At 34.1% G+C, this 24,505-nt stretch carries 19 protein-coding genes, 2 rRNA genes and 1 other annotated feature; of the genes, 18 read left to right on the plus strand and 3 right to left on the minus strand.

Features of this window, described 5'->3' with window-relative positions:
- Together BO51_RS07845 and rrf are read left to right on the plus strand one after the other, a co-directional pair.
- A 23S ribosomal RNA gene (locus BO51_RS07845) occupies positions 1 to 180 on the plus strand; the annotation flags it as partial.
- Positions 181 to 221: 41 nt separating this feature from the next.
- Positions 222 to 338: ribosomal RNA gene (gene rrf, locus BO51_RS07850) — 5S ribosomal RNA — on the plus strand.
- 40 nt (positions 339 to 378) lie between these two features.
- Here rrf and BO51_RS07855 read toward each other — a convergent pair.
- The gene (locus BO51_RS07855) at positions 379 to 1,137 is read right to left on the minus strand and encodes an alpha/beta hydrolase family protein (RefSeq protein ID WP_496485584.1); all 759 of its coding nucleotides are present in this window, start codon (positions 1,135 to 1,137) and stop codon (positions 379 to 381) included.
- 240 nt (positions 1,138 to 1,377) lie between these two features.
- Between BO51_RS07855 and aroF the strand changes: the two genes are divergently transcribed.
- The 16 genes from aroF (at position 1,378) to BO51_RS07935 (ending at position 22,380) form a co-directional block, all read left to right on the plus strand.
- On the plus strand, positions 1,378 to 2,391 hold the full coding sequence (gene aroF, locus BO51_RS07860) for a 3-deoxy-7-phosphoheptulonate synthase (protein WP_496485586.1): 1,014 nt from the start codon (positions 1,378 to 1,380) through the stop codon (positions 2,389 to 2,391).
- Between the two features lie 42 nt (positions 2,392 to 2,433).
- Positions 2,434 to 3,492 (plus strand): 3-dehydroquinate synthase, encoded by a 1,059-nt coding sequence (aroB, locus tag BO51_RS07865; protein ID WP_496485588.1) that lies wholly within the window; start codon positions 2,434 to 2,436, stop codon positions 3,490 to 3,492.
- A gap of 96 nt (positions 3,493 to 3,588) precedes the next feature.
- Positions 3,589 to 4,428 carry a shikimate dehydrogenase gene (aroE, locus tag BO51_RS07870; protein WP_496485590.1) on the plus strand — a complete coding sequence of 280 codons (840 nt, stop codon included), beginning with the start codon at positions 3,589 to 3,591 and terminating at the stop codon, positions 4,426 to 4,428.
- Positions 4,425 to 4,859 carry a type II 3-dehydroquinate dehydratase gene (gene aroQ, locus BO51_RS07875; protein ID WP_496485592.1) on the plus strand — a complete coding sequence of 145 codons (435 nt, stop codon included), beginning with the start codon at positions 4,425 to 4,427 and terminating at the stop codon, positions 4,857 to 4,859. Before aroE ends, aroQ begins: the two co-directional genes overlap by 4 nt.
- Positions 4,860 to 4,966: 107 nt before the next feature.
- The gene (locus BO51_RS07880) at positions 4,967 to 6,784 is read left to right on the plus strand and encodes an LTA synthase family protein (RefSeq protein ID WP_496485594.1); all 1,818 of its coding nucleotides are present in this window, start codon (positions 4,967 to 4,969) and stop codon (positions 6,782 to 6,784) included.
- Positions 6,785 to 6,932: 148 nt separating this feature from the next.
- On the plus strand, positions 6,933 to 8,189 hold the full coding sequence (locus BO51_RS07885; RefSeq protein WP_496485596.1) for a uracil-xanthine permease family protein: 1,257 nt from the start codon (positions 6,933 to 6,935) through the stop codon (positions 8,187 to 8,189).
- A gap of 59 nt (positions 8,190 to 8,248) precedes the next feature.
- Positions 8,249 to 9,295 (plus strand): sigma 54-interacting transcriptional regulator, encoded by a 1,047-nt coding sequence (locus BO51_RS07890; RefSeq protein ID WP_496485598.1) that lies wholly within the window; start codon positions 8,249 to 8,251, stop codon positions 9,293 to 9,295.
- A gap of 16 nt (positions 9,296 to 9,311) precedes the next feature.
- Positions 9,312 to 10,214: a PTS transporter subunit EIIC gene (locus BO51_RS07895; protein WP_496485599.1), complete on the plus strand. Its 903-nt coding sequence runs from the start codon at positions 9,312 to 9,314 to the stop codon at positions 10,212 to 10,214.
- A 118-nt stretch (positions 10,215 to 10,332) separates the two neighbouring features.
- Positions 10,333 to 10,647, plus strand: a complete 315-nt coding sequence (locus BO51_RS07900) for a PTS sugar transporter subunit IIA (protein WP_496485601.1) — start codon at positions 10,333 to 10,335, stop codon at positions 10,645 to 10,647.
- Between the two features lie 19 nt (positions 10,648 to 10,666).
- Positions 10,667 to 11,752 carry a DUF871 domain-containing protein gene (locus BO51_RS07905; RefSeq protein WP_496485603.1) on the plus strand — a complete coding sequence of 362 codons (1,086 nt, stop codon included), beginning with the start codon at positions 10,667 to 10,669 and terminating at the stop codon, positions 11,750 to 11,752.
- Between the two features lie 96 nt (positions 11,753 to 11,848).
- Entirely contained in the window at positions 11,849 to 13,063 is a 1,215-nt protein-coding gene (locus BO51_RS07910) for a BaiN/RdsA family NAD(P)/FAD-dependent oxidoreductase (protein WP_496485605.1), read from the plus strand.
- A gap of 85 nt (positions 13,064 to 13,148) precedes the next feature.
- The gene (locus BO51_RS07915; protein ID WP_496485607.1) at positions 13,149 to 14,441 is read left to right on the plus strand and encodes an NAD(P)H-dependent oxidoreductase; all 1,293 of its coding nucleotides are present in this window, start codon (positions 13,149 to 13,151) and stop codon (positions 14,439 to 14,441) included.
- A gap of 43 nt (positions 14,442 to 14,484) precedes the next feature.
- Positions 14,485 to 14,697, plus strand: a binding site (T-box leader).
- A 38-nt stretch (positions 14,698 to 14,735) separates the two neighbouring features.
- Positions 14,736 to 17,837: an isoleucine--tRNA ligase gene (gene ileS / locus BO51_RS07920; protein WP_496485609.1), complete on the plus strand. Its 3,102-nt coding sequence runs from the start codon at positions 14,736 to 14,738 to the stop codon at positions 17,835 to 17,837.
- A 255-nt stretch (positions 17,838 to 18,092) separates the two neighbouring features.
- Entirely contained in the window at positions 18,093 to 19,661 is a 1,569-nt protein-coding gene (locus tag BO51_RS07925; protein ID WP_496485611.1) for a type I restriction-modification system subunit M, read from the plus strand.
- Positions 19,658 to 20,902 (plus strand): restriction endonuclease subunit S, encoded by a 1,245-nt coding sequence (locus BO51_RS07930; protein WP_496485613.1) that lies wholly within the window; start codon positions 19,658 to 19,660, stop codon positions 20,900 to 20,902. The genes BO51_RS07925 and BO51_RS07930 overlap by 4 nt, the downstream gene beginning before the upstream one ends.
- Positions 20,899 to 22,380 carry a type I restriction endonuclease subunit R gene (locus tag BO51_RS07935; protein ID WP_496485614.1) on the plus strand — a complete coding sequence of 494 codons (1,482 nt, stop codon included), beginning with the start codon at positions 20,899 to 20,901 and terminating at the stop codon, positions 22,378 to 22,380. Before BO51_RS07930 ends, BO51_RS07935 begins: the two co-directional genes overlap by 4 nt.
- Positions 22,381 to 22,407: 27 nt before the next feature.
- Here the strand turns inward: BO51_RS07935 and istB are convergent, their stop codons facing one another.
- Both istB and istA read right to left on the minus strand, forming a co-directional pair.
- Positions 22,408 to 23,175 (minus strand): IS21-like element helper ATPase IstB, encoded by a 768-nt coding sequence (gene istB, locus BO51_RS07940; protein ID WP_496484766.1) that lies wholly within the window; start codon positions 23,173 to 23,175, stop codon positions 22,408 to 22,410.
- Between the two features lie 5 nt (positions 23,176 to 23,180).
- Positions 23,181 to 24,398, minus strand: coding sequence for an IS21 family transposase (gene istA, locus BO51_RS07945; protein WP_074366709.1), 1,218 nt, complete (start codon positions 24,396 to 24,398; stop codon positions 23,181 to 23,183).
- Between the last annotated feature and the right edge of the window lie 107 nt (positions 24,399 to 24,505).

The raw sequence follows: 24,505 nt of genomic DNA on the forward strand, positions 1-24,505 counted from the left end.
TGAGTAGCTAAGTTTGGAAGGGATAAGAGCTGAAGGCATCTAAGCACGAAGCCCCCCTCAAGATGAGATTTCCCATCGTAAGAATAAGGCACCAGAAAGACAATCTGGTAGATAGGCCAAGAGTGTAAGGTCAGCAATGATCTAAGCTAAGTGGTACTAATATGCCGAAGACTTGACCTAAGTAAAAAGTTTGCTTAAAGAAGATATATATGTAGTTTTCGTCTGGTGGCGATAGCAAGAGGGAAACACCTGTACCCATACCGAACACAGAAGTTAAGCCTCTTAACGCCGATGGTACTTGGATGGCAACGTCCTGGGAGAGTAGGTAGCTGCCAGACTGATATATACCCCATTGTCATATGACAATGGGGTATTGTTTTATACATATCTTTTAAGCCATTCACTAATTACTCGACCTGCAAAAATTGAATCTTCATTATTAGTAAATATGTGATTTGCATTATTAACAGATAAAAAATTCTTTGTTGTTTTAGCCTGATTAAAGATTTTAATAGCATCCGAGTATGGCACCATCTCATCAATTGGCGAATGAACAATCATATACGGAACAGGTATATTTGATATAAATTCAGGGATATTTTGAGAGGAGATATCTTCAACTAATGCTTTCTGTACTTTAAGCTCTCTACCCCCTATTGATATCATAGCTTCGTTTCTTAGGTTAAAATCATCCTTGTAGTTTTGCAACAACTTTACTAGATTTTCAAAGCTATATGGTGCGCCAAAAGTGACTAAAGCTCTGAGGTTTTTGGCCTCCAGCGAAGCTCTCATGGCAGCTACTGCGCCCATTGAATGACCGAGAAGAACATTTACATTCCCAAATTCACTTTCTATGAAGCTAATAGCATCAAGTAAATCCATCACATTCGTGGAAAAATTAGTGCTAGAGAAATCGCCCTCGCTTTCTCCCAATCCTGTGAAATCAAATCTAAAAATTCCAATATTATTTTTCGTCAACTCATTATCCACATTTACAATCAATTTATATTGCTTAGAGCAGGAAAAGCAATGAGCAAATATCCCGAAACTTTGAGGTTCCTTATCTTCAGGCAAATCTAATGTACCTGCTAAGGTAATGCCATTTCTATTTTTAAACTTTAAATCTATCTTTCTCATAATTATCTCCTTCTATTAAATGACTATTATTTATATACCAATTTATTCTGAAAATCAAACTTTTTAGTCTTGGAATAAGGGAACCATTTAGATGTTGACAATTATTGATAATGTGGTAGGATTATTGATAGTTAAGACAAATCTTTATGGAATATCTGGAGCCCTTATAGGACTCCTTTTTATTCTAAATGCAAAGAAACCGGTCAATACAAACAACTAATAGTATCCGGAGGTAATAAAATGATATTAGTTTTAAATGATACCGCAACCGAAGCGGATATAGATAAAATCAAAGAAAAAATATATTCATCCGGCTTGGAAATTTATGAATTAATAGGACTAAATTATCATATATTAGGGATAAAAGGGGATATTAATTCATTAGATTTAAAAGATTTAGAAGAGAATAAAGCAATAGATAAGCTAATGCCAACCGAAGTTTCTCAGATGAAGTCTAGTAAGCTATATAAAACTGAAAACACAATAATTGACGTTAGCGACCAAAAAATAGGCGATAAAAAACTTGCAATCATAGCAGGGCCTTGTTCAGTAGAAAATGAGAATCAAATTTTGTCTATTGCACAATTTGTAAAGGAATCAGGCGCGAATTTTTTAAGAGGTGGTGCTTTTAAACCCAGAACCTCTCCATATAGCTTTCAAGGCCTTAGAGAAGAGGGATTGGAGCTTTTAAAGCATGCAAGAGAACTGACGGGTTTGCCAATAGTCACCGAGATCATGTCGATAAACCATATTGATAAATTTATAGATTATGTAGATGTCATACAAGTTGGGGCAAGAAATATGCAAAATTATGAACTGTTAAGGGAACTTGGGAAAACAAACAAGCCAATACTCTTAAAAAGAGGGATTTCTGCCACAATCGAGGAATTTCTCTTATCTGCTGAATACATTATGGCAGGTGGGAATGAAAATGTAATATTGTGTGAAAGAGGCATTCGCACATTCGAAAATTTTACAAGGAACACTTTAGATTTAAGTGCGGTAGTTGCTCTAAAAAAATTAAGCCATTTGCCAGTTATAGTAGATCCAAGCCATAGCACGGGGTTATGGTGGATGGTTGAACCTCTATCTAAAGCAGCAATATCGGCAGGAGCAGATGGATTGATGATTGAAGTTCACAATGAACCAGAAAAGGCACTAAGCGATGGGAAACAATCTTTAAAGCCAGAAAACTTTACTAAGCTAATGGAAAAATTAAAGGCACTTGCTAAGCTCGAAGGACGAGAAATTTAGCAGAATTAAAATTCAAATACAATTATGGAAAAGTGAGAAAAAATGAAAGTTATCAAAGTAGAAGCAAAATCGAACAAATACGATATAGCCATTGAAGATGGGCTGTTGAAAAATATTGGAGATGAAATAAGAAAAATTTACAATGGAAGAAAAATTGCAATCGTAACAGATAGCAATGTCTATGGAATATATGGAAGCACTGTGAAGAAATCTCTTGAGAAATCCAATTTTGAAACCTCTTTTATTGTTCTTGATCCAGGAGAGAAAAGCAAATCACTAGAATCTCTTCAAATTGTATATAATAATTTTGTCGATTTTGCTTTAACAAGAAGCGACCTTGTAATAGCATTAGGTGGTGGAGTGATAGGTGATATAACTGGCTTTGCAGCAGCAACATATTTGAGGGGAATTGCATTTGTTCAAGTCCCTACAACTTTGCTTGCCCAAATAGATTCGAGTATTGGTGGGAAGGTAGCTGTAAACTTGTCGCAAGGGAAAAATCTAATAGGGAGTTTTTATCAACCAAAAAAAGTGATTATTGACCCAGCGTTGTTAAATACACTTCCTGATGAGCAAATAAAAAATGGTCTGAGCGAAGTTGTCAAATATGCATGCATCAAGGATGTGGAATTTTTTAATTATTTAATGAAAATAAAAAACAAAAGAGATTTATTTAATGCTTTGGAATATATTATTTATACTTGCTGCAATATAAAAAAAGAAATAGTGGAAATAGACGAAAAAGACAATAACGAAAGAATGCTTTTAAATTTTGGGCACACTCTAGCTCATGCTTTAGAGAAGTATTTTGATTACAATATATCACATGGAGAAGCAGTAGCTATTGGGATGCACTATATTACAAGAAAAACTGAAGAGCTAGGCTATACTGAACAAGGTACAAGATGTAAATTAGAAGAGCTCTTGGAGAATTTTCACATAAGCTACAATCTACCAAATGTTGACATGGGAAAAATAAGAGAGTATGTATTGCTTGATAAAAAGAACTTGTCAGGAAATTTAAATTTTGTAATTCTTAGAAAAATTGGTGAAGCATTTATTGAAAGCGTTCCAATTGAGAGAATAAATTATTTTTTCTAAAGAGCAAAATTGCGTTTTAGAGAAATATTCATTATATAAGAAATAAAGTGAAAAATGTAGTGTATATAAAAGAATATATTTTGTTAAGGTGCTATTATGAATAAAAATTTTGGATTGATTGGAGAAAATTTAGGACACACATATTCACAGTTTATACACAGTAGAATATTGAACAAATTAGACATCAAAGGACGTTATGGAGTCTATGAAGTAAAAAAAGCAAATCTAAGAAATGTTGTTTCTGGCCTAAAAGCTTTGGGATTTAGCGGCGTAAATGTGACTATCCCGTACAAAGTAGATATAATAGATTATTTGGATTTGCTAAGTGAAGAAGCCACTAAGATTGGAGCCGTGAATGTAATAAAAATTGACAAAGACGATACTTCAATAGGCTATAATACTGATTATTATGGTTTTGGAATGATGCTTGGAAAATATGATGTTGAAATAAAGGATAAAAATATTTTAATACTAGGCACAGGAGGAGCGTCAAGAGCTGTCATTCAATATCTCATAGATAATAGTGTAGGGGATATTACAATAGCATCAAGAAATCCTGAAACAGCAAGTTTAAAATACAAAGGGCATAAGATAATCGGATATCAAGATATATCTGAAGTCACTGATTGCTCTATATTAATAAACACAACACCAATTGGAATGTTTCCTAATGTAAAAGAATCACCTATCAGCAGACAATATTTAAAGAATTTTAAATATGCTATAGATTTGGTGTACAACCCTTCTGAGACATTGTTTTTAAAAGAGGCAAAGGATGAAGGCCTAAGGGCAATTAACGGATTATATATGTTGGTAGCTCAAGCTGTAAAATCTCAAGAAATATGGAACGACATCTGCATCTCAGAAAACATTATAGACACAATCGTAAGAGATTTGTACAGTGAAATAGATAAAAGTCTGGAGGAAGTCAGATGAAAATAACTGTGATAAATGGACCTAATATAAACTTCTTAGGCACAAGAGAAAAGAACATATATGGAGTAAATACTTATGAGGAATTGTGCAAATTTATAAGAGAAGAAGCAAAAAAACTGGGGGTAGATGTTAATATCTACCAAGAAAATTCAGAAGGGGAGATTATAAACATTATCCAGAAAGCATATGGATCAACTGATGGAATTATAATAAATCCCGGAGCTTACACTCATTATAGCTATGCAATATATGATGCTATTAAATCAGTTGAAATTAATACTATCGAGGTTCATATCACAAATATATATAATAGGGAAGAATTTAGGCGCAAATCAGTAATAGCACCTGCCTGTATTGGGCAAATTTCTGGATTTGGATTTCATAGCTATAAATACGCGCTAGAGGCACTATTAGAATGTAATCTACAATGAGAGTTGATAATCAACTCTCATTTCATTTGGGATAAAATCATCTCAAGCTTATTGATGAATAGGTCAAATATGTTATAATATAGACTGTATAAAATGGAGATGATGTTATGAAAAAAAATAAAGAAAGAAAAATAATAAATTTTAAAAACAAAATAACAGCTAATTTTTTTGTATTAAGCATTATAACTGTGCTAAGCTTTATTACAATGGCTTTGACTTTTGTATTTTCAAGAGCTGTATGGGATATGGAAATGTTTATAAGTTATTTTCAGAGTCCCAAACTCATACTGCTAAATTTTTTGCCTATATTTCTTTTGTTCTTATTTATTTATTTGATAACGAATAGATTGTATTTAGGTTATTTTATTTCGACGGGCTTGTGGGTCGCTTTTTCGATTATCAATAAATTCAAATTGACTTACAGAGACGATCCTTTTAAATTCATCGATATTCTATTAGTGAGAGAATCGATGGATATGGCGCAAAAATACCCAATAGTTTTTAGCCGAAATATGATAATAATGGTTATTGGAATAATAGCCATTACTGTGATGTTGTATTTTTTTGCAAACTACAAAGTCGATACGAAGAGAATTAGGATCGCAAGTCTTATTTTCGTCATTTTATTGAGTTACTTTTTATTCGACAACACTTACAGCGACACGAAAGTATACGCAGAATTGGGCGATCAAACATTAATAAATCCTTGGTCAAAAACTCAGCAATTCCAAGCAAAAGGATTTGTGTACCCTTTTATTCACAGCATAAGGGAAGCATTTGAAAAAGAGCCTGATGGATATGACAAAGATAAAGCAAGAGAAATACTTTCATCATATGAGTATAACGACATTCCTGAAGAAAAGAAAGTAAATGTCATAGCGATAATGCTCGAGTCATATAGCGATTTTTCTAAATATGAATCAATAGTTTGGAAAGATGATCCATATAAATATTTCCACAAATTACAATTAGAATCTTACCATGGCAATTTAATAACTGATGTATTTGGTGGGGGCACTATTGAGACTGAGAGAAGTTTTTTAACAGGTTATCACAATCATCCAAGATACTATAAAGACACAAATTCATTTGTATGGTATTTTGACGAACAGGGTTATTATACAGAAGCAATGCATCCTATTTACGGGTGGTTTTACAATAGAAGAAATGTAAATGAGTATTTAGGATTTCAAAACTTTGATTATTATGAGAATAAATATAGCAAAATAAGTGAATACTTCTTTATGGATTATGATTTCTTTGATTTCATAATAGAAGGATATGAAAATTCAACTAAACCTTACTTTAATTTTAGCGTGACATATCAAAACCATGGACCTTATTCAGATGAATATATAGAGGGGAATGACATTATAGAATTTAAAGACAGCTATGATAGAAAAGCTTTTAATATAGTAAATAATTATTTATCTGGTATAAAGAGAACGGATGCTGCGATTGAGAAGTTAATTGAATATTTTAGAAATCAAGAAGAACCTACAGTTGTTGTCTTATTTGGAGACCATAAACCATGGCTAGGAAACGACGACATTGGATACAAGATGCTAGGAATAGACATAGATATGAAAACTCCTCAAGGAATGGTGAATTACTACGAAACTCCATATATTATTTGGGGAAATGACAGTGCCAAGGATGTATTTGGAGATGTGTTTAAAGGGGAAGGAAAAACAATAAGTCCAAATTTCTTGATGCCGGAATTGTTTAATTTAATGGGTTTAAAAGGCAATGAATACATGCAGTATATAAATGATTTAAAACAATCTGTGGATGTGCTAAATAAAGTATATTATAAAGAAAATGGAGAATACACAAATAAATTAAACGATAGAAACCAAGAGCTATTAAAAGAATATATAAATGTTGAATTTTATTATTCACATAATTTCATAAAAAAAGACTAAACTTTCCAAGATAGATATTTACTAAGCAAGTAAATGTCTATCTTTTTTTTAATAAAATATTTCTTGCATACTATAAATAACAATGCTATACTCAATAAGAATAAAAATACTTTAAATCAGTCCCGTGAGGCTGGAAAGGAGAATAATTATGGTAGATAACGCAATTAAGAAGAGCTCTGCTTTTAGCTTAAGCATAGCCAACTTTAAAAAAGGGCTTTTAGCCATTCAGCATCTTATAGCAATGTTTGGAGCCACAGTATTAGTTCCAATTGTAACAGGTCTAAATCCGTCAGTAGCATTGTTTAGTGCAGGAGTTGGCACTCTCATCTTTCATTTCTGCACAAAGAAAAAAGTCCCCGTGTTTTTAGGCTCATCATTCGCATTTATCCCAGTTATTTTAACAGTTAAAGAATTATTTAATGGAGATCTAGCATACGCCCAAGGTGGGATATTCGTTGCTGGATTAATTTATGTCCTAATGTCGTTGCTGATAAACAAAATTGGCATAGAAAGAATACAGAGAGTGCTTGCACCACAAGTAATTGGGCCAATGATAATAGTAATAGGGTTAAATCTATTGCCTGTAGCTTTGAATATGGCAGGCCAGAACTATACCATTGCAATAATAACCTTAGGGATAGCGCTACTTCTCAATCTATTCGGAAGAGGTTTTTTAAAACAACTGTCAATTTTGATAGGAGTAATCGCAGGATATATGATATCTTATAAAATGGGTATAGTTGATGCTGGCATAGTAAAAGAAGCATCTCTGTTTGCAATTCCAAAGTTTACACTTCCTAAATTCGACATCGGAGCAATAGCTATAATAGCGCCAGTTGTATTAGCAGTTTTCATGGAGCATCTCGGGGATATAACAACAAACGGTCAAGTTGTGGGAAAAGACTTTATCAAAGATCCAGGACTTAATAGAACTTTATTAGGTGATGGCTTAGCTACAGCTTTTGCAGCTTTAATTGGAGGCCCAGCTAATACGACATATGGAGAGAATACAGGAGTATTGGCCATAACTAAAAACTACGATCCATCAATTCTTAGACTAACAGCTATATTTGCTATAATACTTGCCTTCATATCTAAAGTCGGATCTATCTTAACAACGATACCGCAAGCAGTCATGGGCGGAATAAGCGTAATGCTGTTTAGCATGATAGCACTAGTTGGGGTTAAGACCATCAAGAATAACAAAGTAAAATTTAATTTGAAAAATATATTGGTAATGGTTACTATCCTGGTACTTGGGCTGTTCTCTACAAAACTTTCAGAGATATCTGGAGTGGTAATAGGCATACCAATATCAGAAACTGTGCAAATCACGGGATTAAGTTTTGCAGCTCTAGTTGGAATTGTACTAAATCTTATTTTATCAAAAGTAAATAATAATTAGATTATTAAAATTTATCTGATATAATGAAGCTAAGCCAAAGTAAATTAGAGGTGAAAGCTTTGAATAGAATAGATGATATCTACGAAGTAGTATTAGAACTTCAGAAAGAAAAAAAAGATGGAGTGAGCGCATCGGATGTTGCATCTATGCTTGGAATAGATAGATCAAATGTGAGCAAATACTTAAATATTTTGTGCACTGAAGGCAGGATTACAAAATCATCAGGAAGGCCTGTTTTATTTAAGACAAACGAGAGCGAAGAAAGCTCCTACAATAAAATTAATACATTAGAAAACAGCTTAGACATGATGATTGGAGCAAAAGGAAGCTTAAAGTCTTCTATACAGCAAGCAAAAGCATCAGTAATATATCCACCCAATGGATTGCACTGTCTTATACTCGGTGAAACAGGTGTAGGAAAATCGATGTTTGCTGAGCTAATGCATAGATTTGCGATAGAATCTCATATAATCCCAAGTGATGCTCCCTTTGTAACTTTTAATTGTTCCGATTACGCAGATAATCCAAATTTATTGATTTCCCAAATCTTTGGAGTGAAAAAGGGAGCTTATACAGGAGCTGACAAAGACAAAGAGGGTTTACTATCTAAAGCTCATAGAGGATTTATCTTTCTAGATGAAATTCATAGGCTTTCTCCCCAAGGGCAAGAGATGCTATTTACATATATTGACAATGGATTTTTTAGGCCGCTTGGAGAGACTGAAAAGGAAATAAGGGTAAATGTAAGGATAATCGGAGCAACAACAGAAAATCCGGATTCATATTTATTAAAGACATTCACTCGGAGAATTCCAATGATAATAAATTTACCTCCTATAAGGGAAAGACCTCTAATAGAAAAATACATGTTGATTGAGAATTTTTTAAATGAAGAATCATATCGAATAGGAAAGAACATTTACATCAATAGAAATTCATTAATCTCTTATCTATTATATGACTGCCCCAACAATATTGGACAACTAAAGTCTGACATTCAATTAGCGTGTGCAAAGGCATTTTTAAAATATAAATCTGAAGATGAAGACTATATCATAATCAATAATAGGAGAACATCATGCACATGCCATCGATATGCCTCTTAACATGCAGCCTAAAACCATGTATGAACTCGTGAAAGAGAAAATATTGACAATAGATTCAGTCAGCACTCCTATTGCGCTTGAAGTTACCCGCAAAGCGGTTTTAGGATATGATTTGGATGAGATAGTGTTTAGCTTATCATCCAATATCAGTACTTTAAAGATTGACCAAAATGAGCAAAAAGAGAAAGAAAATGTGATAATATCAGCTTGTTTAACTGGTGATGGAGCATCTTCAAAAATAAAAGCGATAATTGAGAAAAATGTTGATAAGAATGAAATCAGAGTAATTAATCTAAATATTATCGACAATGAAGATTTAAAATACAGAATTAAAAAACTTAAGAACCAATACAATATTGTAGCCTTAGTATCAACGCTAAACATAGACAATATTGACACTCCTTTTATTAGTGCGATTGATATATTAAAGGGTGATGGCATAAAAAAGATAGATGAAATTTTAAAAGAGAATGAATTGTACGAAAAAGTAACTTTGGCATTAAGAGAGCATTTAAAAAATATCGACAGCGAAGAGCTGATAAAAGACGCGGCAAAACACAGAAAAGATTATAGAGAAGTTGCAAAACTATCAGCGCCATCAGGTATTTTCCAAATAAATGAGCCTATGATGTTTGGAATACCAATTGTTCTAAACCCAATTTTATTCATTCCATTTTTGATTACTCCTGGAATACTTACTTTAATCGCATATATTGGAACAGCAATAGGGTTTGCCCCTCCAACTTATATTGCAATACCATGGACTACACCTCCTATAATTGGCGCTTTTTTATCAACTGGTGCAAATGCTGCCAGCATAAAAGCCGCAATATTGGCTGCCATAAATCTAGCTGTTGCTGTTCTGATATATTTGCCATTCGTCAAACTGGCCGACAAGCAAAAAATTCAAAACAAATAAGACATATGGGTAAGAATTTAGGTTCTTACCCATATAAAATAACATTATTACAATTTTTATTCTCTAAGTAGTATAATATAGACTTATAGGAAGATTAAATAGCTGGGAGTGACATATAATGACTGAAGAGCTTGAGTTGATTATTATGGACTTGATTAACAATAGTGGCGAGGCTAAAAGCGTTTGTATGGAGGCGATAGCTTTCGCTAAAAATAATGATATAAAATCCGCAAGAGAAGCCTTAGACAAAGCAGATGAAAAGATATCACTCGCCCATAAAAGCCAAACTAAACTGATTCAAAGTGAAGCTAAGGGCGATAGAAAAGAATTTTCATTGCTTTTAGTTCATGCGCAAGATCACTTAATGGGTTCGATAATGATGAAAGATATTGCAAGGGAATTTGTTGATCTGTACGAAATCGTGTATAGATAGTAAAGAGAGGAGAAAAACAATGCACAAATTAGGGATATCTATTTATCCTAATAAATCAGAAAGAGATAATGACATTGAATATATCAATTTAGCGCACAAATATGGATTTAGCAGGATATTTACAAATTTGTTGTTTGTCGATGACAACAACAAAGATAGTTCGCTCGAGGAATTTAAAAATTTAGCTGCATACGCAACAAAATTAGGGATGGAAGTAATTGCAGATGTTTCACCTTCAGTTTTGAAGTATTTAAATATTAACCACAAAGACCTTTCTCCTTTTAAAGAATTAGGTCTATCAGGGCTTAGGCTGGATATGGGGTTTAGCGGCAACGAAGAAAGCGAAATGTCATATAATCCTTATGGATTGAAAATTGAACTCAACATGAGCAGCAATCCAAAATATATTGAAAATATTATGAGCTATTTGCCCAATAAAGACAATTTAATAGGGTGCCACAACTTTTACCCACACAGATATACAGGATTATCAAGAAAACACTTTATGGAAACTTCGCTAGCATTTAAAGAATACGGTCTTAGAACTGCAGCTTTTGTAACCTCTAACAATGCTACATTTGGACCTTGGGATATAAACGAGGGATTGTCTACGCTTGAAGAACACAGATTTCTGCCGATAGATGTTCAAGCGAAGGACTTGTTAAACACTTTATTAATAGATGATTTGATTATATCTAATTGTTACGCTTCAAAAGATGAATTAGAACTACTAAGCAATCTTAACAAGGACTTGTTGACATTTAAGGTTAATTTGATTGAAGGCTTAGGGAGTATAGAGAAAAGCATAATATTGGACGAACTCCACTTCAATAGAGGAGATGTAAACGAGTACATGATAAGATCAACTCAAAGCAGAGTAAAATATAAGGGGCATCTCTTTGAACCGATTAACACAGTTGACATAAAAAGAGGAGATATAATTATTGAAAGTAGCCAATATGAGCATTACGCTGGAGAACTTCAGATTGCATTAAAATCCATGGCAAATTCTGGGAAAAGTAGTGTAGTAGGTAGTATAAGGGAAGAAGAACTATTTTTATTAGACTATGTAAGACCATGGCAAAAATTCAAATTTGAACTATAAGGAGATGTCTTTATGACGCATCTCCTTTTAAATTGGACAAAACAGAGAAAAAAATATAAAATGTATGAGTAAAATAAAAAGGGAGGGGTTCTAAAATTGCCAAATGTTATAGTGATTGGAGGAGGAGCCTCGGGAATTGTTGCAGCTATAATTGCAAGGAGAAATAATTCTTATGTGACATTGTTAGAAAGAAACGATCGTATAGGTAAAAAACTATTAGTAACTGGGAATGGGAGATGCAACTATACAAATGCTGACATGAGTTTAGACTATTTTCATAGTTCGAATAAGAAATGCATTGAGAATGTTTTAAAGATTTTTGACAGGGACAGCACTTTGGATTTTTTTGGGAGATTGGGAATTATGCCTAAAGTAGAAGAAGGAAAGATTTTCCCAATGTCCTTACAAAGTTCTAGCGTATTGGATGTATTGAGATACGAACTTGAAAGGCTCAATGTAAATGTAGTTACAGGGGCATATGTAACTGAAATATCAAAGAAAAAAGATTTTTTAATAAAAACCAAAACTGGTGAGACTTTTCATGCAGATAAAGTAATCATTGCAACTGGTGGAATGGCAATGGCAGTAAGCGGCTCAGATGGAAACGGGTACAAGTTTGGAAAAGAATTTGGGCACAGTATAAATACTCCAACTCCTGCACTTGTGCAGCTTAAATTAGAATCAGACAAATTGAAAGCAATGGATGGAGTGAAGTTTGAAGGGTCAGCAAATTTATACATAGATGGAGAACTAAATCGAAGCGAAAAAGGAGAGATACTATTTACTGATTATGGTGTATCAGGTCCGCCAATTTTGCAACTTAGCAGAGAAGCTGTCAGGGGAATTAGTGAAAAGAGAAATGTGCAGCTAGAACTAAAATTATTTGATAAAAGCAGTGAAGAATTTAGAAATTATTTGCTAAAAAGATTTTCATACATGCCAACTAAGACTATTGAATTGGGACTTATTGGACTTATAAATAAGAAACTCATTATTCCGATTTTAAAAGAGATCCACTTGGATAAAAATAAATTGGTTAAAGAATTATCAAAACAAGATGTTGATAAGCTTGCACATATATTGACAGACTGGAGATTTAAAGTAATTGGAGACAAGGGATGGGGACAAGCTCAAACCACTGCTGGAGGCATATTGACACAAGATATCAACCCTGAAACTTTAGAGTCAAAGAAAGTAAAAGGGTTGTACTTTTGCGGCGAAATATTAGATGTTGACGGAGACTGCGGAGGCTATAATCTCCAATGGGCCTGGTCAAGCGGATATGTTGCCGGGTTAAATGCATCGAAATGATAGCTTTTAAACAATCGTTTAATTTGGTAAAAAATGTGTTACTATTAAATAGGATAGATTAAATGCCTTATTTAAGGAGGAAATGATGATAGGTCTAAAGAATAATTTGAAAAAAAGACAAGATGAAAACAATCCAATAAGAGTATGTTTAGTTGGTGCCGGAATGATGGGAAAAGGGTTTGTAAGCCAAGTGACAAGAGTTGATGGCATGCAGACCTCTGTTGTTTGCAGCAATAAAATTGAAGACTGCTATAAAGCGTTGGAATTTGCTGGCATAAAAAAAGAAGATATAATTCATGCAAAAAACACGAAAGATATAGATAAAGCACTAGAACAAGGGAAATACGCTGTTACAGACGATTGGCAAATTGCGATTAAATCGGGTCTTGTTGATGTAGTGTTAGATGCTACTGGAGTACCTGAAACAGGAGCAAGTATTGCTTTAAATTCGATAAATGAAGGGAAACACATAGTCATGCTAAATGTGGAAGCTGACGTTGTAGTAGGCCCTTACTTAAACAAACTTGCAAAAGAAAAAGGAGTAGTTTACACAGGCTCTGCGGGAGATGAACCAGGTGCAGCCCTTGAACTGTATGATTTTGCTACGATATCTGGATTTGAAGTTCTAGCGATTGGAAAAGGCAAAAATAATCCGCTCGATTATTACATTACACCTGACATGGTCGAAGAAGAAGCAATCAGAAAAGGGCTTAAGCCACTTAGACTTGCATCCTTTATTGACGGAACTAATACAATGGTAGAATTGGCAGCTATGGCAAATGCTACTGGATTTGTTCCCGACATAAGAGGAGCACATGGAGTAACAGCGAAAGTCGAAGACATGCCCAAAATATACAGTTTAAAGGAAAATGGCGGGATACTAAATAAATATGGCATAGTAGATTATACTCATGGGATTGCACCTGGTGTATATGCTATCATTACGACTGACTTACCTGTTGTACATAAGGAAATGCAATTTTTAAAAATGGGAGATGGCCCTAACTACATTCTTTACAGACCATATCATTTGACAAGTCTTGAAACGCCTATATCAATTGCAAAAGCAGCAATACTAAATGAACCTTCCATAGTGCCAAAGTCAAATCACCCATATGCTGAAGTTATAACAAGGGCAAAAAAAGACCTAAAAAAAGGTGAACATTTAGATGGCATAGGCGAATATACTGTATTTGGATCAATTGATAGTTATGAAACAGCTAAAAAAGAGAATTTAGTGCCTATAGGTTTGATAAACAAAAAAGCCACTGTCACTAGAGATATAAAAAAAGGAGAATATCTAACTTACGAAGATGTCAATTTAGATGCTGAATCCACTTTATATAAGTTGAGAAAGCTACAAGATAATGACAACTAATAGTTGACAAAGTGCAATATTTTAAGATATATTAATAAAAGTATTATATGCAATGAAAAGGACGAGTAGCTTATATAAGCATTCCAGAGAGGCGATCGACGGTGTAAGATCGCTATGCAAGTATTTGCGAATATCACCTTTGAGCATTGTACCTGAAAGCTTTAGTAAGGTACGACGCAAGCTATGCGATATATGCATAAAGTGACAGCTTATCTAAGCTGTAATTTGGGTGGTACCGCGAACATTCGTCCCTAAGTCATTGACTTAGGGATTTTTCAATAGAAAGGAGAAAAAATGAAAAGGTTTAACGAATTATCTAACGCACCAGTAAGTGAGAGAGAAAAGTCTATCTCTGCATATTGGAAAGAGATTGATTTGCTGCACAAATCTGTTGATACGAGAGATGAAAACAATCCATTCATCTTTTATGAAGGACCTCCGACAGCCAATGGAAAACCAGGCATACATCATGTCATGGCCAGGACTTTAAAAGATTTAACATGCAGATACAAAACCATGAAAGGCTATCAAGTCAAGAGAAAAGCTGGATGGGACACACATGGACTCCCAGTTGAGATTGAAGTTGAGAAGAAACTGAATTTAAAGAACAAACAAGATATTGAAAAATACGGTGTAGAAGAATTTAACAAACAGTGTCGTGAGTCTGTATTCCAATATGAGAAATTATGGCGGGAAATGACAGAGCGAATGGCATATTTGATAGACTTAGACAATCCATACATCACCTTAGAAAATGACTATATAGAATCAGTTTGGTGGATACTAGACAAAATGAATAAAGAAGGATTGCTCTATGAAGGCCATAAAATTTTGCCATACTGTGCAAGATGCGGAACAGGACTTGCTTCACATGAAGTAGCTTTAGGGTATGAAGAAATTAAGACAGAAACTGTAACTGTGAAATTTAAACTCAAAGACAAAAATGAATATTTTCTAGCATGGACAACAACACCATGGACATTGCCATCAAATGTTTGCTTAACTGTAAACCCTGAAGTAACTTATGTAAAAGTCATTTCAGATGGTGAGATTTATTATCTTGCCAAAGACCTAGCTGACAAAGTTTTAGAAAAAGAATATGAAATATTAGAAGAACTAAAGGGAAAAGACTTAGAGTATATCGAATATGAGCAATTAATTCCATTTATTAAAGTAAATGATAAAGCATTTTTTGTAACTCTTGGAGATTATGTAACAACTGAAGATGGAACTGGTATAGTCCACTCTGCACCTGCTTTTGGCGAAGATGACTACAACACTGGCTTAAGATATAATCTTCCAGTAGTAAACCCAGTAGGTGAAGATGGAAAATTCATGACAACACCATGGGCTGGTAAATTTGTAATGGATGCTGATGAAGATATTATAAAATGGCTTAAAGAAAATGGGAAGCTATACAAAAAGGAAAAAATACTTCATAATTATCCTCATTGCTGGAGATGCCACACTCCGCTATTATACTATGCTAAACCATCATGGTATATTGAAGTGACAAAATTCAAAGACAAACTTATTGAAAATAACAATGGAGTAAATTGGTATCCAGAATTTGTCGGAGAAAAGAGATTTGGAAACTGGTTGGAGAACTTAAATGATTGGGCTATAACTCGTTCAAGATATTGGGGGACTCCATTCCCACTTTGGAGATGTGAAGAATGCGGTCATATTGAGAGTGTAGGCTCAAGAGATGAATTGGTAGAGAAAGCTATTGAAGATATAGATAGAGATTTAGATTTGCATAGACCATATGTTGACAATGTTCATTTTAAATGTCCTGAATGCGGAGGTTTGATGACAAGAGAAAAAGATGTAATTGACGTATGGTTTGACAGTGGATCAATGCCATTTGCACAACATCATTATCCATTTGAGCATAAAGATGATTTTGACAAACTATTCCCTGCAGATTTTATCTGTGAAGGAATTGATCAAACAAGAGGTTGGTTCTACTCTTTGTTAGCAATTTCAACATTTGTAACAGGGAAAGCGCCATATAAAAATGTCTTGGTAAATGATTTAGTTTTAGACAAAGAAGGCAAAAAAATGTCTAAATCTAAAGGCAATACTGTAGATCCATTTAAACTCTTTGACGAATATGGAGCAGATGTTTTAAGATGGTATTTAATATATGTTTCACCACCATGGACACCAACAAAATTTGATGAAGATGGATTGAAAGAAGTAGAATCTAAATTCTTTAGAAGTATAAGAAATGTATACAACTTCTTCAGCCTTTATGCAAATACAGATGAAGTAGACCCAAGAGAATTCAACATTCCATACGAAAACAGACCTGAAATAGATAGGTGGATACTTTCAAGATTCAATAGCTTATTAATAGAAACCCAAGAAAATATGGAACAGTTTGAATTAACAAGAGCGGTAAGGGATATACAAGAATTTGTAATAGAAGACTTATCAAATTGGTATATAAGGAGAAATAGAAGAAGATTTTGGTCTACTTCATTAGATGACGATAAAAAGGCAGTTTACAATACAACCTATGAGATATTGGTAGGCTTAACTAAAATAATTGCTCCTTTTGTGCCATTTATAGCAGAGGAATTGTATAGAAATCTAACTGATAACGAGAGCGTTCACTTGGATTATTATCCAGAAGTAAATGAAAAACTCATAGACAAAAAATTAGAAGAGAAGATGGATCTAGTTAGAAATTTAGTTGCTCTTGGGAGAGCATCTAGAGAAAGTGTAAAAATAAAGGTTAGACAACCACTACAAGAAGTGTTGATAGACGGGAAATATGAAGAGACAATATCTGATATAGTTGACTTAATAAAAGAAGAGCTAAATGTAAAAGAAGTGGTATTTGAGAAAGATCTATCTCAATTTATGAATTTCTCGCTAAAACCAAACTTCAAAGTAGCAGGGCCTGTCTTGGGCTCAAAAATAAAGAGTTTCTCAAAAGCTTTAGAAACTTTGGATGCTAAGGAAGTCTCAGAAAAATTAGAAAGCGGAGAGACTTTAACATTAAACTTAGATGGGGAAGATGTAAATATAGACAAGGACATGGTAACCGTAACCATTTCTTCTAAAGAAGGATTTAACGTAGTGATGGAAAACAATCTATTTGTTATACTAGACACTACACTAACTCAAGACTTAATAGACGAAGGATTTGCAAGAGAATTCATATCAAAAGTTCAGCAAATGAGAAAGAACAATGATTATGAGATACTAGACACCATTAAAATATATTACAATGGGCCAGACAGCATAGAAAAAGCGGTGATGAAGTTTGAAGACTATATCAAAAAAGAAACTTTAGCCACAGACATCATAAAAGTAGATGAAGAATTTGAGCAAAAACAAGACTTAAATGGAGAACTAACCGGAATAAGACTTGAAAAGAACTAATTTAAAAAGATTAGATTTTTAAGCGGTCGGATAGTGAATTATAATTTCTAAAAAATATGGCATAGTCGTTGATATTCGGCTATGCCTTTTCTCACATTGTCATGCCGAATTTGAACAAAATGTGCTATAATGGAAAAAATATATAAATAAGAGACCAAATTAATTGTCATATAAAAACTTTTGATATAGACGCTATTATGAGTGCCTGTACAGCGGTTTATGATGATTTTAAATATAATGGAAGGAAGTTGATTTATGGAAAACAACAAAAAAGAACAAGAACGTGCAGAACTTTACCGTACCATATGGAATATAGCAAATGACCTTAGAGGCAGCGTAGACGGCTGGGACTTTAAACAATATGTCCTCGGAATGTTGTTTTATCGATACATATCTGAAAATATTTCCGCTTATATAAACGCTGGTGAATGGGAAGCAGGGAATTTAGATTTTGACTATGCAAAGCTTTCCGATGAAGAAGCAGAAGAGATCAGAGAAGATATGGTTAATGCAAAGGGTTTTTTTATTTTGCCTAGCGAGCTTTTTGAAAATGTCCGCGCTCGTGCAAAGGAAGATGAGAACTTAAACGAAACTCTTGAAAGGGTATTTAAAAACATAGAGGCGTCAGCGCAAGGGACAGAAAGTGAAGACAATTTAAAAGGCTTGTTTGATGATATCGATGTTAACAGCAACAAATTGGGCACCACTGTGGCAAAGCGCAACGAAAAGCTGGTAAAACTTCTTAATTCTATCGCTGATATGAAATTAGGCGATTACAAAGATCATACAATTGATGCTTTCGGCGATGCCTATGAATATTTAATGGGCATGTATGCGTCAAACGCTGGAAAAAGCGGCGGAGAGTACTATACACCTCAGGAAGTTTCTGAATTGCTAACCCGCATTGTATTGGTAGGCAAAACCGAAGTCAACAAGGTATACGACCCCGCTTGTGGATCTGGCTCTCTGCTCTTGAAATTTGCTAAAATTCTCGGAAGGGAAAATGTGCGACAAGGATTCTTTGGCCAAGAAATCAACATAACGACATATAACCTATGCAGAATAAATATGTTTCTACACGATATCGGCTACGACAAATTCGACATTGCCTTGGGCGACACATTGACTGATCCACAACATTGGGATGATGAGCCTTTTGAGGCGATTGTTTCAAATCCTCCATATTCCACCAAATGGAAAGGCGATAGCGATCCTATTTTAATCAACGATCCGCGTTTTTCGCCAGCGGGAGTATTAGCTCCGAAATCCAAAGCTGACCTTGCTTTTATCATGCATAGTCTTTCTTGGCTTGCGACAAATGGAACAGCAGCAATAGTATGTTTCCCCGGGGTAATGTATAGAGGAGGTGCCGAGAAGAAAATCAGGCAATACCTTGTCGATAACAACTACATCGACTGCATAATCCAGTTGCCTGACAACCTTTTTTATGGAACTAGCATTGCCACCTGCATTATGGTAATTAAAAAATCCAAATCAGAAAACAGCACATTATTTATAGATGCTTCAGAAGAATTTGTTAAAGTTACCAACAACAACAAGCTGACGGATGAAAACATAGAGAATATTTTAAATGCCTTTAAGGAGAGAAAGGACATTGCACACTTTTCAAAACTTGTTCTTAACAGTGAAATAGCAAAGCAAGACTACAATCTTTCTGTTTCCACTTATGTAGAGAAGGAGGACACAAGGGAGAAGATAGATATAGTCGCTCTTAATAAGGAGATAGAAAGAATCGTTGCAAGAGAGCAGCTTTTAAGAGAAGAAATCGACAAGATTATCGCAGAGATAGAGGTGGAACAATGAGCAAATTAGATGAATTGATTGCTGAATATTGCCCTGATGGAGTGGAGTATGTGGCATTAGGAGAAGTGCTAAAAAACAATAATGCTCCTAATAGTATTTCAAAGAAAGATTACAAAGAGAATGGAGATATCCCAATAATAGACCAAAGCCAAGCGTATATTGCTGGATATACTGATGACGAATCTGCTGTACCACTTATATTGCCTTGTATTATTTTTGGAGATCATACGAGAGTTGTAAAATATGCAGATCAGAAATTTGCCCAAGGTGATAGTGGAACAAAAGTATTTATTCCCGTTACTGAAGATTTAAACACAAAATATATTTATTATGCTTTTTGCAATCTTGACATTCCATCAAGAGGATATAATCGTCATTGGACTATTGCAAAAAACATTAAAATCCCCCTCCCACCTCTGCCTGTACAGCAAGAAATTGTCAGAATACTGGACAATTTCACAGAGCTTACAACAGAGCTTACAACAGAGCTTACAGCAGAGCTTACAGCAAGAAGAAAGCAGTATGAGTATTATAGGGATTTGCTGTTGACATTTGGAGATGAAGTACCTGTTGTAAAGTTAGGTGAGAATGGAACAATTATTCGTGGCAGAGAAGGAACAATGAGCAAATTAGATGAATTGATTGCTAAATATTGCCCTGATGGAGTGGAGTATGTAAGTATAGGCAGTGTAGTAAATTATGAACAACCATCAAAATATATAGTTAAAAGCACCAATTATAATGATGAATTTTCAATTCCTGTCTTAACTGCGGGGCAATCATTTATACTCGGATATACCAATGAAATGGATAACATATACAATGCCTCTAAGGAAAAACCTGTTATAATCTTTGATGATTTTACAGGAGCGTTTAAGTGGGTTGACTTTCCTTTTAAGATAAAATCATCTGCAATTAAGATTTTAACTGCTGATTTTGATATAGTTACATTGCGTTATATATATCATGTTATGGATAATATAGGTTATTCATCGGATGAACACAAAAGGCTGTGGATTAGTATTTATTCGGAAATAAAAATCCCCCTTCCCCCACTACCTGTACAGCAAGAAATTGTCAGAATACTGGACAATTTCACAGAGCTTACAACAGAGCTTACAACAGAGCTTACAGCAGAGCTTACATCACGACAAAAGCAATATGAATATTACAGGGATAAATTATTAGCTTTCCCTGCTCGTCCAAAAGACGCTAAGGGAGCAAATGAGGTGAAAGCATGAGTATATATAACATCGTTGCAAGTACCGACGAAGCGACGGTAGTTTCCGAATACACAGCAGATTACAGCGTTCGCCCTGAAAAGTATCAGAGCGAGGCTGACCTTGAGCGAGAGTTTATCAACCTTTTAATCTCGCAAGGATACGAATACATTACAATACACAATGAAGCTGCGCTTATCTCGAATCTCCGTAAACAGCTTGAATTACTCAATGATTTTACTTTTACCGATGGTGAATGGAATAGATTTTTTGCAGAATGCATTGCCAATACCAATGAGGGCATTGTCGAGAAAACAAGAAAAATTCAAGACGACCATATTCAAATACTAAAGAGGGACGATGGAACAACTAAAAATATATACCTTTTGGATAAAAAGAATATCCACAACAATCGCTTGCAGGTTATCAACCAATATGAGGAATCAGGTGGCAAGCATGAAACACGTTACGATGTTACAGTGCTTGTAAATGGATTGCCTCTTGTACATGTGGAATTAAAACGTCGAGGAGTATCCATACGTGAAGCCTTTAATCAAATTGACCGCTATCAGCGAGATAGCTTCTGGGCATCTTCGGGCTTGTTTGAGTATGTGCAGATTTTCGTAATCTCAAACGGCACGCATACAAAGTATTACAGTAACACTACAAGAAATGCTCATTTAAAGGAGCAAAACAAAGGCGAAAGCAAAAGAGGAAAAAAAACAAGCAACAGCTTTGAATTTACTAGCTTTTGGGCAGATGCGAACAACAAAGTCATAGCTGACCTTGTGGATTTTACTAGAACATTTTTTGCAAAGCACACCCTTTTGAATATTATTACAAAATACTGTGTGTTTACATCCGAGGATCTGCTGCTTGTAATGCGCCCATATCAAATCGCCGCTGCTGAACGCATATTGTCGCGTATTATAGTATCAACCAACTACAAAAAAATGGGGACAACAGATGCTGGAGGATATATCTGGCATACAACAGGCTCAGGAAAGACCTTGACTAGCTTTAAAACTGCGCAACTAGCTTCTGCATTGCCATATATAGACAAGGTATTGTTTGTAGTTGACCGTAAAGATTTGGACTACCAAACCATGAAGGAATACGATCGATTTGAAAAAGGAGCAGCCAATGGGAACACATCAACAAGAGTTCTTCAAAGACAATTGGAAGATCGAGATGAAAAGGGAAACCCTCATGAATACAAGATCATTGTAACGACTATTCAAAAATTGGATGTGTTTATCCGAAAAAACAAACAGCATGATATATATAAAAAACATGTTGTGCTGATATTCGACGAGTGCCATCGCTCACAGTTTGGCGATATGCACATGGCAATCAAAAAGGCATTTAAAAATTATCATATATTCGGCTTTACGGGAACGCCTATTTTTGCTGCAAATGCTGGTTCTAATGGCAACCCTATGCTTAGGACAACAGAACAGGCATTTGTAAATGTCAATCCCAAAATGTATAATTTTTAGAATCTCAAAATGTACATTAATTAGAATTTAATTGTTACTACTTTTCTTTGATTCAAGCTGATCCATCTTATCCTTTAAACGATAAGAAGGACCAGTTATTTTTATTATTGTTGAATGGTGTATTAGCCTATCTAGAATTGCATTAGCAAGGGTTATATCTGAAAATACTTCTCCCCACTTGCTAAATGGTTGATTAGTCGTAATAATCGTTGAATTCTTTTCATATCTCTTATTTATTAGCTGAAATAGTAGATTTGCACCTTGCTTATCTATTGGTAAGTATCCTATTTCATCTATAATTAGCAGCTTATACTTAGAAAAGTGCTTTAACTTGGCTTCTAATCTATTCTCTGCATGAGCTTTGTTTAGTTGCATAATTAGATCATGGCAGGATATGAAATATGTTATATATCTTTTTTTAGCTGCTGCAATTCCTAGTGCAACAGCTAAATGGCTCTTTCCTACCCCAGAGGACCCATAAAAAAGTATATTTTCTTTGTTTTCTAGAAACCTTAAGCTCTCCAAATCTAACAATTGAGCTTTATTTAATGATGGTTGGAAATCAAAATCAAAATCTTCTAGTGTCTTTTCAAATGGGAAAGCAGATACTGCTATTTGAATCTTTGAAGCTCTATCATTTCTAAAATCTAATTCTTTTTCAGTCAAGTGTAATAATGCTTCCGTAAATGGAATTTGATTTTTAGTTATTTCCTCTATATAGTTAGGCAAGTAACTTCTAAATTTCTCTAACTTTAAAGTCTCTAGATTATTAAGTAGTTTTGTATAGCTTGTCATATTAATCACTCCTCAAGAAAAATATCCATACTCTTTAAGTTGTTTTCAATGAATTCCTCAATCCTTTCATCTGAATAATGCTTCAGAGCATCTGAACGAAGTATTTCTTTTACATGTTCTTTTTTGTAATGAAGAATTTTATCAGATATCCTATGACAAGCAATTAAATCTTTTGTATAATAGATATATATTTCAGAATCAATTTCTGAAATTGTTGTATATTTACCAATATATTTGGTAGGTACAGAGTATTTTTTCCCTTTATACCTGATCATAGATTCTTTGGATACCTTGTACTCTTTTTCGTGGTGGAAATATGATAGAAGCACATCCATTTTAGGTAAAGGGTTTAAATACTCTTTCTCTTTTTGAAATCGTAATAAAGGAACTTCATTAGTTGCTTGTGATATCTCATTATTTATCTCCATATTAAATGTATTTACTATTGCTTCTAACTCTTCAAATGTATCAAATTCTTCGTTGTAAGGGGTTAATCTATCTACTAACTTTGCCAAGGTCTCTACCTTACCTTTAGTCTCTGGTCTATATGGTCTACAGGTTATTATTTCAAATCCAGCATCTATTGAAAAGTACTTAAATTTTTGATTAATAGCTACATTTTTAAAGGTTGTCCTACTCCTGTCAACAACAGAGGACATATTATCGAATAATATTTCTTTAGGGACACCACCTAAGTATTTAAAACCATGGGTTAAACACTCAAATAACGTCTCCTGAGTTCTATCTGCAGTTAATTTTAAATATTTAAGTCTAGAGTATCCTAGTACCATTAGAAATATGTTAACTTCAAATATTTCACCATGTTTACTGAACATATTAATGCTTTCTTTCCAATCTACTTGAGCTTGTAACCCTGGGCTTGTATCAAATCTCAATGTGGCCTTTTTTATCTCAGACTTCTTATGATCTTTTACAAAGTTGTTAACTGTATGATAACCGCCAGTGTAACCTTTCTTTTGAATGAACTTATATACAGACATTGAGGTAGAACCATAGTTATCTACTTTATCTATGATAGTTTCCTTGAAATCGTCAATTTTACTCTTAAGATTTCTAGGTTTTCTAGTACCTGAACTAGGGTCGTTTAAATACCTATCAATTGTCCTTCTATCACAGTTAAATCTTCTAGCTAATTCACTCTTATTCAAGACATCAAAATCCTCCCCTATCAGTTTAATTTGGTTAAGTACATCTTTCCGCATAATATTACTCCTGTCATAGTTTTTTAGAAATATTATACAAGAAAAAATGTACAAATTTGTACATTTTGAGATTCTAATTTTTGTTCATATTCATTTTAACATTTACA

Source organism: Soehngenia saccharolytica DSM 12858 (genome assembly GCF_059568515.1).